The sequence below is a fragment of the Mesorhizobium sp. WSM3866 genome (assembly GCF_002294795.1).
Classification (GTDB): domain Bacteria; phylum Pseudomonadota; class Alphaproteobacteria; order Rhizobiales; family Rhizobiaceae; genus Mesorhizobium.
The window spans coordinates 205,835-218,617 of sequence record NZ_NSGC01000009.1 but is presented as its reverse complement, the minus strand read 5'-3'; the positions used below and the strand labels follow the sequence as shown (position 1 = coordinate 218,617).

The following is a 12,783-nucleotide window of genomic DNA, read 5'->3' as shown; positions in this document are numbered from 1 at the left end:
GTTACCAGTAGGCCGAGACCTGCTCGCCGCTGAAAATTTCGGCAATCCGACGTCGCGTCGCCGGCGTCGCATCTGCCGGCAAACGGTCGAGCGGAAAGAACGCCGCCTCGGCGATCTCATGGTCCGCCGATTTCGGCGCCGTCTGGTTGAAGGCTTCGACCAGATAGAGGCCGACGTGGTCGCGTGTGCTGGCGCGACGGTTGAAGTGCATCGATCTCAGCACCGGCGGAGCCGTCAACGCGATGTTGCCCTCCTCGGCGAGCTCGCGCGCCAGCGCCTCGACAAGCGTCTCGCCGACCTCGACGCCGCCGCCAGGCAACTGCCAGCCCGGAACATAGGTGTGGCGGATGAGGAAGATGGAGTTGGATGCGCGGTCGTAGATCAAGCCGCGCACGCCAAGCGTCATCGGGCGCCGCAGCAGGAAATAGAGATGGAACAGCCTTGCCCGCAGTCCCGCCCAGCCGGTCTGGCGGAACGCCTGTTCCGGATCGGCGCCAGTCATCCACGAAACCGCGAGCGGACAGGAAACGTTGAGTAGAAAGCCCGGACCGGGTCGCTTAAGAAGGGGCTATGCTCAGGCTTGCACATATTTCCGATGTCCATCTGGGGCCGCTGCCCGATGTAACCTATCGCGATCTCGCGTCCAAGCGCGTGCTGGGTTACGTCAACTGGCAGCGCAACCGCCGCCGTCATATGCACGATGCGGTGATCGACACGATTGTCGGCGATATCAAAGCCAACGCCCCCGACCACCTCGCGGTCACCGGCGATCTCGTCAACCTGGCGCTCGATGGCGAGATCGAGATGGCGAAACATTGGCTGGAGACGCTGGGCTCTGCGAATGACGTATCCGTGGTGCCGGGCAATCACGATGCCTATGTGCCGGGCGCCTTCGACAAGGTTTGCCGGTCATGGGCGCCGTGGATGACGGGCGACGGCATCAACAGCCCGATCGACCGCAATTCCTTTCCCTATTTGCGGGTTCGCGGTGATGTCGCTCTGATCGGCGTCACGACGGCGCGGGCCACGGCGCCCTTCATGGCCAACGGCTTCTTCATGGAGGGCCAGGCGGAGCGGCTCGGCAACATCCTCGACGCGACGGCCAGACAGGGGCTGTTTCGCGCCATCATGATCCATCATCCGCCGGTGCGTGGCGCGGTCTCGCAGCATAAGCGGCTGTTCGGTATCGCGCGCTTCCACAAAGTCATTCGCCGGTATGGCGCCGAGCTTGTGCTGCACGGCCACTCGCACTTGCCTTCGCTGTTCACCATCGGTCCGCGCGGCGTCAAGGTGCCGGTGGTCGGCGTGGCCGCCGCCGGCCAGGCGCCGGGCGGCGATCATCCCGCCGCTCAGTACAATCTGTTCGAGATCGGCGGAAAAAAAGGTGGTTGGACCATCCGCCTGACACGGCGCGGCCTGACCGGTCCGGCACTGCCGCCGTCGGACATTCAGGTGATCGAGCTCGGTGCCGATATGCCGGTGGTGCGCGAGCCCGTCGTCAGAAGCTGATCTTCATCTGGGCGATGCGGTCCCAGAACAGCACCAGCGATACCGCCAGGCCGACCAGGGCGCCGGCGGCGATCAAGCCGAGGCCGGCGAAGAAGGTCGTCCAGCCGTTGCGGCGCGTTGCAGCCTGCAAGGGCGGCTCGGCTTCCCGGACCTCGGCTCGATGCAGGCCAGTCACCGCGCTCTCGACCGCGCCTTCCATCATCCGCTGCCGCTCGACGACACGCTCGGCCACGTATCGCGTAACGGCATCGGCGACGGGCTTCATGTCGGTCGATTCGGCCAGCACCACGCGGCCGATGCGCGTGTCCTTAAGGAAGCGGAAGGTGCGGCGATCCCGCCCCATGGCGACATGGCTGACGGCATCGACCCACAGCCGCGGCTGCAGGCCGGAGGAGACGGCGAAGTCGAAATTGTCGATATCCGCCGGCACGTCGGCGAAAACGGGGGCGAGCTCCGCGGCCAGCAACTCGAGCCGCATGCGGTGCGCCTCGCGCATGTCGACCACCACATCATCGCGGTCGGCGAAGGCGTTCTTGACGTCGCGGATCGCGTCCGCGAGCTTTCGCGATGGCTCGATCGGGGTGATTTTGTCGCCTGCATCCTTCATGGCGCTGCCTCGCTGTTGGTAAACAGCGAGTTAACACAGTCGCCGGCAAAATGCACTGCGAGATGGGCTCAGCTTGCGGCTGCGCTGAACACCGGTCTCTGGATTCTGCCGCGGCGACGCGTGTTGCGGCGCACGGCCTCTGCAATCAGGTCAGGCGCCTCCTCGACCAGCATGTGGCCCGCCTCCAGCACGTGGTGCAGGTGGAAATGCGGCGGCAAGTCCTCGGCCTGGGCGACGGGCAGGACGGGATCGTCCGTTCCCCAAAGCACCATCACCGGCATGCTCAGGGTTTCCAGCCGTTCGCTCGGGATGACACCTTGCCGGTCTTCCCTGGTGATCACGGCTGCAGCACCGACGAGGGTCCGCAACTGGCCCGGCCGTTTGCGCGTGCCGCACAGCGCCTCCACCACGTGTTGAGGAGGAGAACTTTGCGGCCCCGACATGGCGGCAAGACAGGCGCGGATCTCATCTCGATCGGCCGCGGCCGCATAGCGCCGCAGCAACGGACCGTTGATCTCGGGGCCGAAGCCGCCGGGCGCCAGCAAGGTCAGCGAGGCCACCCTTTCGGGATCGGCAGATGCCATCAATGTCGCGATCGCGCCGCCCATGGAATGGCCGACGACGTGAACTTTGCCCAGGCGGCGCTTGCCCAGATCGGCCAGGATAACCCCAGCGGCCTGCTTGACTCCTGCCGCCTGGCACTCCAGGGAGTTTCCGTGGCCCGGCAGGTCGTAGGCAAGTGTCCTCACATCGGGCGTCAATCCCGCAATCACGTCGCGCCAGATCGAATGGCAAGCGCCGAAGCCGTGCAGGAAGACGATCGTCTTCGAGCCAGCACCGCTTTCGGCGACGTGAAGAGAGTTAAACATCGAGATTGTTGGCTGTGAAGCAGTATGAGGGGCAATTCAAGATTGTGGCTGAATTGCTCCCTGAGCAGGTCGATAGCCAGTAAAATCTTCGCGAATTCGCCGTGCGCGCCCCAATCGAACGCGTAAGCAGGCCTAAGACTCGTTGAGTGTCGACGCCCGCTGTGCCGAGCAGATCCGGCGTGCGAATTTAATATTCCAATCAGTCCGCACGTCAGCGAATGCTCCACGTTCGCTCAGCTCGGATTGCCAATCCCCGCAGAGCGCAAGGATTGCACCAGCCGGTCGATGAGATCGGCGGGGTACTTCCTGTCAACAAAAGTGGCGCGCGGATTGGCGGCGAATTTCGGGAATTCGGCCGTGAGCTCGTTCGCCAATTCGTTTGCGAGCTTGTCGCGGCCTGAGATCTTGGCGCCGATCAGGCGCGCCGCCAGGTAATGCGATTTGGACGCGGTGGTCCGCAGCGACTCGCTGGCAATCGCTGCCCTCTGGGTGTCGCCTTGCATGAAGGCTCCGACAAACAGGCCATAGTCCCACCAGGTCGGATGACCGCTGAAGGCCTCGACGGCATGGCCCAGGATCGGCGTCCCTTCCTGGTATCTGCCAGCGAAGATCAGGCCGTAGCCATAAGCGGCGGCCATGCCGAGATCGTAGGGGTTGAGCTCATAAGCCTTGCGCATCCAGCGGATCGCTTCGTCGGTGTTGCCGAGGCGCGAGTTGAGGTAGCCGTAGGCGCGATGCGCGTGCGGGCTCATCGGTGCCATCTGAATGGCGCGGTGGGCAAACGACATGGCCTGCTCGACCGTTGCGCCGGGCGGATAGGCGTAGCGGTTGTTGACGGCTTCCAGATGCAGGGAAGCCAGTTCCGAGTAGATGAGCGATGATTTGGTGCTTTCTCTGACCAGCTTCTCCAGACAGCGATACGCAGCTTCGTGCGCCTTGGCGCTCTGGTCGAGATAGTAGAGGTCGTCGAGCACCAGACATCCTATCTGGCTGGTCCGGATATCGCTCTGGTCGATATAGCTGTAGATCGCGCCCGAAGCGGGGACGGTAGAGCTCAGGAGATTGGCGATGTTGCTCTCGACCGCACCAGGCGCGCTTTCGGCCGATGTCAGGTTGCGTGACAGGAGAACCCGTCCCGTCGCGACGCTCTGCAGCTCGATCATGACGTCGCCGGCGGCTGTCCCGGGGATAAGATCGAAAACGAAGCTGATCGGATCGGCGGAACGATTGCGCGTAGCGTCGGCGTCGCGTCCGATGAAGTCTATCGTATCGAAGCCGGCCAGACCGGCGCGCAGCGAGGAAGCAACACGGGCCGCCTCGGGTCCGTCGGCTTTGATGGCCAAGTAGATCAAAGGCAGGCCTTCGAACGTTTGGGAAGCGACGCTGCTGGTCGCGCCTGCCGTTTCGACTTCAACCGGCGCGACCGCGTCGTCACCACGAAGAAAGGCGTTACCCTGGCGGACGACAAGGATACCCAGCATGGCGATGACCAGCACCATGGCGGCCCAGAAGAACCGCAACTGGCGCGTCAGCGATGACGCGGATTGGGTCGGTGCCGGGGTCGTCGTCAGCGGCACGGCGTCGACCGGTGCGGCGGCGGCCTCGGGCTTCTCGAAATGCTTGGAAGGCCGGGCGATCGGGGCATCCGCGGGTTTGGCGTCGGCTGGGAGCCGTATGGCGTTCAACTCGTAAGAAGGCACATAGCCGCCGCGCGGAATGGCGATGCGTACCGGCTCGCCAATGCCTTCGCTGGCGAAATATTGATCCAAAAGCTCGCGCAGCCGCCCCGCCTGGACCCTGACGACCGCGTCGGTCGATCCGTCGAAATCGCCGTCCTTGCCGAAGACATCCATGGCAATGGACACACCCTTCAGCCGGTCGGCTTCGCCTGCCTGCTCGCGTTCGACCAGATAGCGTAACAGCCTGCGGGCCCGCTCGGATCGTCCGAACGTTTCGCTGGCAAGCAGTCGCTCCAATGTCTCGCGCACTGCGGGGGCGGCAGGCGTGGCAGGCTCCAAGTGTCGGACCTTTCAGAGTCGGCACAGGTTAGGGCGCGATAATATAGCGCGCGCTCCAGCGCACAAGGAACCTTCTGTTATGTGATCGCGTAAGCCACGGGAAATTTACCGGCCGGTTAACGAATTTGAACGCGGCTCGCGCCTGCCATGAAGCGTGGCACGTCCGATGAACGCGCCACGCTTTATCAATCGAACAATCAGGCGGCCTTGCGGCCCAGGATGCGGTTGGCGGCCGAGACCACGGCCTCCAGCGAGGCGGCGACGATGTTGGTGTTTATGCCTGCGCCGAACAGCTTGCCGCCGGGATATTCCATCTCGACATAGGAAATGGCCGAGGCGTTCGAGCCGCGCTGCAAGGAATGTTCGGAATAGTCGAGCACCGACATGTCGACGCCGATATGGCGCGAAAGCGCATCGACGAAGCCGTCGATCGGGCCGGTACCGGTGCCGGTGATGGTGACTTCCTTGCCTTTGTCGACGATTTCGGCCTCGACCACGCGACGGCCCTTTACCGCGGTGTCCGGATAGGTGCGATGGTCGAGGAATTTCAGCCTGGCGCCGGGCTGGTCGACATAGGCTTCGAGGAAGCGCTCGTGGATGCGCTTGGCCGGCACTTCCTTGCCTTCGGCGTCGGTGATCGCCTGGATGTCCTGGCTGAACTCGATCTGCAGGTTTCGCGGCAGATTGAGGCCATAGTCGGCCTGCAGCACGTAGGCGATGCCGCCCTTGCCCGACTGCGAGTTGATGCGGATGATCGCCTCATAGGTGCGGCCGACATCGGCGGGGTCGATCGGCAGGTAGGGCACTTCCCACACCGGCGTGTTGGCTTTGCGCAGCGCCTTCATGCCCTTGTTGATGGCATCCTGGTGCGAGCCGGAGAAAGCGGTGTAGACGAGCTCGCCGACATAGGGGTGGCGTTCCGGGATCTTCAGCTGGTTCGAATATTCGTAGACGTCCTTCATCCGGTTGATGTCGGAGCAGTCCAGCTCGGGATCGACGCCTTGCGTGTACATGTTGAGCGCCAGCGTCACGATGTCGACATTGCCGGTCCGCTCGCCATTGCCGAACAGCGTGCCCTCGACGCGGTCGGCGCCGGCCATCAGGCCGAGCTCGGTGGTGGCGATGCCGGTGCCGCGGTCGTTGTGCGGATGCAGCGAGATGATCAGCTTGTCGCGGTTGTCGAGATTGCGGCACATCCACTCGATGCGGTCGGCATAGACGTTGGGCGTCGACATCTCGACCGTCGATGGCAGGTTGACGATCAGCTTGTTGTCGGCCGTCGGCTTCACGATCTCGGTGACGGCGTTGCAGATCTCCAGCGCGACCTCGAGCTCGGTACCGGTGAAGCTCTCCGGCGAATATTCGAAACGGAAGCCGCCGCCGGCCTTGGCGGCCATTTCGGTGATCATCTTGGCGGCATCCGTGGCGATGCGCTTGATGCCGGCGACGTCCTTTTCGAAGACGACGCGGCGCTGCAGCTCGCTGGTCGAGTTGTAGAAATGCACGATCGGGCGGTGGGCGCCCTCGAGCGCCTCGAAGGTCCGCGTGATCAGCTCGGGCCGGCACTGCACCAGAACCTGCAGCGACACGTCCTTGGGCACGCCGCCCTCCTCGACGCACCAGCGGGCGAAGTCGAAGTCGGTCTGCGAGGCCGACGGGAAGCCGATCTCGATCTCCTTGAAGCCCATGTCGAGCAGCAGCGCGAACATGCGCGCCTTGCGCTCATGGCCCATCGGGTCGATCAGCGCCTGGTTGCCGTCGCGCAGGTCGACCGAGCACCAGATCGGCGCCTTGTCGATCACCTTGGACGGCCAGGTGCGATCGGCGAGGTTGACGGTCGGGTAGGGCTGATATTTGCGGGCGGCATCGGCCATGTGGCCGGGCGCTTGCGCGCCCGTTTCGGCCTCGCCGGCGCGGATTGCTTCTCTTCTATTCATCGTCGTTTCTCCCGGCGGCTCGTGGGACCGCCTTCAGGCGGATCGGTGCCGAGCGGCGCCTTTACCAAAGAATTTCGTTCGCTTGATGTGACTTGCCAATCTAGCCAAGGAGCAGGCGCCCAAAGCGGCGGTTTTCGACCGCCGGGCGCTCCTTCAGCGAACCCGGCGATCGCCGATAAGGCCGAGAAGGAGCAGGGTCGAAGCAAGCGCGCGCACGGTCTCGCGGGCAAAGCCGGGGCGAGAAGAAGCGACGGAGCGGGTGCGCGTGGTCATGCCGGCTCTCTTACAGGAGCGGCCATCCGGAGGCAAGTGCCGGCCCGGCTTTAAGTCTTTGGTTTCATGCATATCGTCTTCCCAAAACCGCTGCACAGTTTTGGTCGACATGCTTTGGCGCGGCTCTTCCCCGCATCAGCCAAATGCGCCACACTCGCCTCCGGAGGACCTGATCCGAGGGGGAGGTCGTGCATGAATTTCGTGTTCTTCTCGCCGCATTTTCCGGGCAACGGCGCCGATTTCTGCGACCGGCTGAAGAAGGCCGGCGCTACCGTGCTCGGCATCGGCGACGCGCCCTATGAGACGCTGAGCAGCAAGCTCAAGGCGGCGCTTTCGGAATATTATCGGGTCGCGGACATGGAGAACTACGATGCCGTATTCCGGGCGATGGGCCATTTCATCCACAAATGGGGCCGCATCGACCGCTTCGAGTCGTTGAACGAGCACTGGCTGGAGCTCGAGGCCAATATCCGCACCGACTTCAACATCTTCGGCACCAAGCTCGACTTCGTGAAGAATTTGAAGCGCAAGAGCCGCATGCGGGCCTTCTTCCGCAAGAGCGGCGTCGAGACAATCCCGCAACGCAAATGCTCCGATCGCGCAGGCGCCATGACCTTCATCCGCCGCGTCGGCTATCCGGTGGTAGTGAAACCGGATTCGGGCTCCGGCGCCTCGAACACGTTCAAGATCTCCAACGCGAAGGAGCTCGACCAGTTCTTCAAGGACAAGCCCGAAGGCGTGACCTTCGTCATGGAGCAGTTCATCGAGGGGCTGGTGGTGACCTTCGACGGGCTGGTCAACCGCGACGGCGAGGTGGTGCTGGCGGCGAGCCACCGCTACGACCAGAGCGTCATGGAGGTGGTCAACCGCGACCGCCATATGAGCTACACCTGCTTCCCCGAGATCACGCCCGCGATCGAGGAGGCAGGCCGCAAGATCCTCATGGCGTTCGACGTACGTGAGCGCTTCTTCCACATCGAACTGTTCGAGACCAGGGACAAGCGCATCATTGCGCTGGAGGTCAACATGCGGCCGCCAGGCGCCTGGATGACGGATGCGATCAACTACACCTTCGACATCGACGTCTATGCCGAATGGGCCAACATGGTGGTGAAGGACGTGGCCGGCGGGCCCTACAAGGGCAAGTATTTCACGGCCTATGCCAGCCGCAAGCGGCACCTCGACTATTTGCACAGCCATGAGGACGTGCTAGCCGCCCACGGCGACAAGATCGTCCATCATCAGGCCATCGAAGAGGTTTTCAGCCGCGCCATGGGGAACTACGCCTACCAGATGCGCTCGAAGGACCAGAAGGCGCTGCGTCAGGCGGTTGACTATATCCACGCGGAAAAGGCGTGAGCCGATGGACGTCTCCTATCACAAGGCCCATGCCCGCAATCTCGGCCGCGACATGGAATACAAGCGCTACGGCCATGCCGGGCGGCCGGTGGTGGTGTTTCCCACCTCGCAGGGGCGTTTTTACCAGTTCGAGGATTCGGGAGGCGTCGCAGCACTCGCCGAATTCGTCGACACCGGCCGCATCCAGCTGTTCACGCTCGACGGCATCGATTCGGAATCCTTCTTCGACAAGCATGGCGATCCCATCAGTCGCATCGCCCGCCACGAAGCCTATTTCCGCTATGTGCGCGAGGAGGCGCTGCCGGAGCTGCAGGCGGTTGCCGCCAAGGCCAATGGCGGACGCGCCCTCAAGCCGCTGTTCTGCGGCTGCTCGATGGGCGGCTACCACTCGTCGAATTTCGTGTTCCGCTTTCCGGAGCTGGCGAGCGGCGTGATCTCGCTATCCGGCGTCTATTCGACCCGCGACTTTTTCGGTCGGGCGCTCGAGGGCAGCATCTTCTACAATTCGCCGCTCGACTATCTGCCGGGCATCGTCGACCAGAAGCTGCTCGGGCGGCTGAGGGCGCTGAGGCTGATCTTCTGCTGCGGGCAGGGCGCCTGGGAAGAACGAATGCTCGTCGAAACGCGCGAACTGGAGCAGGTGCTGCGCGAGAAATCCATTGCGGCCTGGGTCGACTATTGGGGCGGCGACGTCAGCCACGACTGGCCGTGGTGGCACAAGCAACTCGTCTATTTCTTTGGCCGCTGGCTCGATAACGACCTGATGCACAGGATCGACTGATGACCGCGCCCGACCCGATCCGCCGCTTGTCGAAGCCACCAATGCCGGCGACCCGGGGCCTTTCTCGAACCCTCACCGCCGATGCCTTGCTCACCGATTGGGGCCGTTCCTTCCGCGGACGCGAGCAGATCTCGCGCTGGAACCAATCCGACAGTATCGGCGTACAATCCCTTTTGATGCGCGTCGCGGGGTTGGCCGCCACCTCGGGTCATGTGGAATGGCGGCGTGGGCGCGCTGTCGCGATCCTCGCTCAGTAGGTTGCGCGCCCGCCGGACAGATCGAAGGTGGCGCCAGTGGTGAAGGAATTCTCGTCCGACAGCATGAAGGCGACCATGGCCGCAGCCTCCTCCACCTCGACGAATCGACCGCGAGGCACCTTGCTGAGCATATAGGTCACCTGGGCCTCGGTGAGCTGTTCGAGGATACGGGTGCGGGCGGGCGAGGGGGTCAACGCGTTGACGGCGATGTCGAGACCGGCGAGTTCCTTGCCGAGCGACTTGGTCAGCGCAAGCACGCCGGCTTTGGCGGCCGAATAGGCGGCGGCGTTGGGATTGCCTTCCTTGCCGGCCACGGAAGCGACATTGACGATGCGGCCGTAGTTGCGCGCGATCATGCCGGGCACCAGACGTCGGCAGCAGTAAAAGACGCCGTTGAGGTCGATTTCGATGATCTGCCGCCAGGCGGCGGGGTCATAGTCCACCACGGTCGCGGCCGGCCCGGCAATGCCGGCATTGTTGACAAGGAGATCGACAGGCCCGAGCGCCTGCTCGGTTTCGATGGCGGCGCGGTCGACGGCCTCGATCTGCGACTGGTCGCAAAGCAAGGCATCGACCCGGCCCAAGGGAGCAAGCTCGGCCACAGCGCTCGCCATCGCGGCCTGGTCGATGTCCCAGATGGCGACGCTTGCGCCCGACGACAGCAGGCGTCGGGCGACCGCAAGGCCGATGCCTTGCGCGCCGCCCGTCACGACCCCGACGCGGCCAGAGAGATCGACAGCATTCAAACGACGGTTCATGGCCAATTCCTCTGCTTCTCCATGCACTTGGTAGCGCGGATCAGTCCCTGACGTTTCGCGCCACAAGCTTGGCGACGCTTGGCCCAACAAGCAGCACGACGAGGAAACGGGCCGATTGCAGCGCCATGACGAAGGAGATGTCGACGTTCTGCGCGGCGGCGGCGATGATGGCGACGCTGTCCATGCCGCCGGGGCTGGTCGCCAGATAGGCGGTCAGCGGATCGATGCCGAGCACGCCGCTGATGACGAAAGCCATGCCGCCGCAGAAGGCGATCAGCGCTACGATCGAGGCGATGATCTGCGGCAGGGCGCGTGCCGCGTGGCGCAGGATCGGCCGGGTGAAGTTCAGCCCGATCGACCAGCCGACCATGGCGTAGCTGACGGCCAGCAGCCAGGGCGGCAATTGCATCGGCACGCTGAAGCCGAGATGGATTACCGCGCCAAAGATGAAGGTGCCAAGGAAGAAGGGCGAGGGCAGTCTGAGCAGCTTGCCGAGCAGGCCGCCGACGACCGCGATGCCAAGGGTGGCGCCAAAGGCCAATGGATCGATCGGCGGAAACCAGATGATGGGCGGCACTTCGACGCCCGACGTGTCGACCCACATCTTGGCGACGAGCGCCGCCGTCACCGAAACGAAGATGACACGCAGATATTGCATGAAGGCGACGAGGCGCTGGTCGGCACCGAAGGCGCCGGCCATCAGCACCATGGCGGTGGCGGCGCCCGGCGAGGAACCCCAGACCGCCGTGGTGCCGGGCAGGATGCGCCAGCGACTGATCAGCCAGCCTAGCAGGCTGGAGGCGGTGAGCGTCGCCACCACCATCCCGAAGAAGAGCGCCCATTCGGCGTAGAAGACCGGAAATATGTCGACCGAGATCGAATTCGCCACCAGGCAGCCGACCACGGCCTGAGCGGAACCGAACAGCGCGCGGGGTACGCGCACCGTGGCGCCGTTGGTGCCGGCCAGGATCGCGGCAAGCATCGGGCCGATCAGCAGCGCCGCAGGCAAGGCGGCCAATTCCAGCGCGCCGGCAAAGAGCAGCGAGAGCACCACCAGCGCCAGCCACTGCTGCAGCGGGCGCAATCGCGTCATGCGTTGAACAGACGGTTGCTCCAGTGACGGTCCTTCTGATGAAGAGTCCATATCCGGCTCTTAGCCCGGGCACGGACAAATGCGAACCCATTTTCCCGCGGAAATGCCGTTGGCGACGGTCTCGCGCTCAGCTGCCCTTCTCGGGGGCCGGAAGGCCGAAGCCGCCGACAGGATGGGTCTCGACCTGGAATTCGAAGCCGGCGATGAAAGGACGCGCCTTGGCGATTGCCGCCTGGACTTCGGGCAGTTGCAGGGACGCCTTATGGCTTGCCTGATCGGTCCACACTTCGGTGACCCAGATCGCGTCGGCATCGGCCGGATCGGTGGCGATGATGTAGCTCAGGCAGCCGGGCAGGGCACCGGTCGTCTCACGCAGCACGTCAATGACTGCATCGCGCTGGCCGCGTGCCGCCCGCATCTTGCCGATCAGTCCGAACATTCCCTTCCTCTCCCTCCAGGTTGCACGCTGAGCTGAGTATGCAATCGCCAGCTCACGGCATCAACTGGCCACCATTGACCTCGATCACCTGGCCGATGATGTAGCCGCTCAAGCGGTCGGAAGACAGGAACAGGTAAGCGCCGACGCAATCTTCGGCCCTTCCGGCGCGACCCTGCGGAATGGTGGCGACCATGCCCTTCATCTGCTCGGCGGTGGAATAGCGCTCGTGGAACGGGGTCAGGATGGTGCCGGGCGCCACGGCGTTGACGCGGATGCCGAAGCCGATCAGCTCCTTGGCCATGCCGCGCGTCACGTTGGAGACGAAGGCCTTGGACGAGCCATAGAGGCCGGCGCCGCCGCCGGCGCCGTTGCGGGCGGCGATCGAGGTGGTGTTGATGATGAAGCCGCCCTGGCGCTTCAGCCATGGGATCGCTCTGCGCGAGGCCGTCAGCACCGAGCGCGCGTTGAGATCCATCACCGCATCGTAATGGGCCTCGGTCTGCTCGGCATAGGCAACGCGGCCGAGCATGCCGCCGGCATTGTTGACCAGCCCGTCGAGCCGGCCGAAATGTTCAGCGCTCCCCTCGACCACGCGCTCGACGTCGGCGGGAACCGAAAAATCGCCCTGCGTCAAGAACACCTCGCCGCCGTCGTCGCGGATGGTTTTGGCGAGCTCTTCGGCGGCTTCCCGGCTTGAGTTGTAATGCAGCGCAACGCGGCATTTCTGCCGGGCATAGGCGAGGGCGAGGGCTGCTCCGATCCCGGTCGACGCGCCGGTGACCAGCACCGCCTTGCCGGCAAGATCGGGAATGACAAGCGTGGTCGGGTCAGTTGGCACGTCGATATCTCCAGGATTGCGCTGGCAATTGGTAGACGCTTCCCG

Annotated in this window: 13 protein-coding genes; 4 read left to right on the top strand and 9 right to left on the bottom strand. The window is 64.1% G+C overall.

Translation table 11 applies throughout. The features are described from left to right. Window position 1: 1 nt before the first annotated feature. A complete protein-coding gene (locus CK222_RS21355) occupies window positions 2-502 on the bottom strand; it encodes an NUDIX domain-containing protein (RefSeq protein WP_095801708.1) in 501 nt (166 codons plus the stop codon). Between the two features lie 68 nt (window positions 503-570). Here CK222_RS21355 and CK222_RS21350 point away from each other — a divergent pair, with 68 nt between their 5' ends. Continuing rightward, the gene (locus tag CK222_RS21350) at window positions 571-1,509 is read left to right on the top strand and encodes a metallophosphoesterase (RefSeq protein ID WP_066994187.1); all 939 of its coding nucleotides are present in this window, start codon (window positions 571-573) and stop codon (window positions 1,507-1,509) included. Here CK222_RS21350 and CK222_RS21345 read toward each other — a convergent pair. The 4 genes from CK222_RS21345 to leuA form a co-directional block, all read right to left on the bottom strand. Continuing rightward, a complete protein-coding gene (locus CK222_RS21345) occupies window positions 1,499-2,116 on the bottom strand; it encodes a hypothetical protein (RefSeq protein WP_095801707.1) in 618 nt (205 codons plus the stop codon). The two genes, CK222_RS21350 and CK222_RS21345, sit on opposite strands and share 11 nt — an antisense overlap. Before the next feature lie 68 nt (window positions 2,117-2,184). Beyond that, on the bottom strand, window positions 2,185-2,985 hold the full coding sequence (locus CK222_RS21340) for an alpha/beta fold hydrolase (RefSeq protein WP_095801706.1): 801 nt from the start codon (window positions 2,983-2,985) through the stop codon (window positions 2,185-2,187). A gap of 233 nt (window positions 2,986-3,218) precedes the next feature. Beyond that, complete coding sequence (locus tag CK222_RS21335) at window positions 3,219-5,003, bottom strand: tetratricopeptide repeat protein (RefSeq protein ID WP_095801705.1); 1,785 nt, start codon at window positions 5,001-5,003, stop codon at window positions 3,219-3,221. 197 nt (window positions 5,004-5,200) lie between these two features. Further along, complete coding sequence (leuA, locus tag CK222_RS21330) at window positions 5,201-6,877, bottom strand: 2-isopropylmalate synthase (RefSeq protein ID WP_067327095.1); 1,677 nt, start codon at window positions 6,875-6,877, stop codon at window positions 5,201-5,203. 528 nt (window positions 6,878-7,405) lie between these two features. On the opposite strand from leuA, the gene CK222_RS21320 reads away from it, so the two are divergent. From CK222_RS21320 to CK222_RS32420, 3 genes are read left to right on the top strand one after another with little or no spacing between them, the layout of a single operon-like run. Next, on the top strand, window positions 7,406-8,572 hold the full coding sequence (locus CK222_RS21320; RefSeq protein WP_067326422.1) for an ATP-grasp domain-containing protein: 1,167 nt from the start codon (window positions 7,406-7,408) through the stop codon (window positions 8,570-8,572). Window positions 8,573-8,576: 4 nt separating this feature from the next. Beyond that, window positions 8,577-9,353: an alpha/beta hydrolase-fold protein gene (locus tag CK222_RS21315; protein ID WP_095801704.1), complete on the top strand. Its 777-nt coding sequence runs from the start codon at window positions 8,577-8,579 to the stop codon at window positions 9,351-9,353. Continuing rightward, entirely contained in the window at window positions 9,353-9,610 is a 258-nt protein-coding gene (locus tag CK222_RS32420; protein WP_067326429.1) for a hypothetical protein, read from the top strand. Before CK222_RS21315 ends, CK222_RS32420 begins: the two co-directional genes overlap by 1 nt. Here CK222_RS32420 and CK222_RS21305 read toward each other — a convergent pair. The 4 genes from CK222_RS21305 to CK222_RS21290 all read right to left on the bottom strand — a co-directional run bounded on the left by CK222_RS21305 (window position 9,604) and on the right by CK222_RS21290 (window position 12,738). Next, on the bottom strand, window positions 9,604-10,356 hold the full coding sequence (locus CK222_RS21305; RefSeq protein ID WP_067327099.1) for an SDR family NAD(P)-dependent oxidoreductase: 753 nt from the start codon (window positions 10,354-10,356) through the stop codon (window positions 9,604-9,606). The two genes, CK222_RS32420 and CK222_RS21305, sit on opposite strands and share 7 nt — an antisense overlap. Window positions 10,357-10,408: 52 nt before the next feature. Further along, window positions 10,409-11,512, bottom strand: a complete 1,104-nt coding sequence (locus tag CK222_RS21300; protein ID WP_095801703.1) for an AbrB family transcriptional regulator — start codon at window positions 11,510-11,512, stop codon at window positions 10,409-10,411. Window positions 11,513-11,588: 76 nt separating this feature from the next. Further along, the gene (locus CK222_RS21295) at window positions 11,589-11,900 is read right to left on the bottom strand and encodes a putative quinol monooxygenase (RefSeq protein ID WP_067326436.1); all 312 of its coding nucleotides are present in this window, start codon (window positions 11,898-11,900) and stop codon (window positions 11,589-11,591) included. A 52-nt stretch (window positions 11,901-11,952) separates the two neighbouring features. Then, on the bottom strand, window positions 11,953-12,738 hold the full coding sequence (locus CK222_RS21290) for an SDR family oxidoreductase (protein WP_082953952.1): 786 nt from the start codon (window positions 12,736-12,738) through the stop codon (window positions 11,953-11,955). Between the last annotated feature and the right edge of the window lie 45 nt (window positions 12,739-12,783).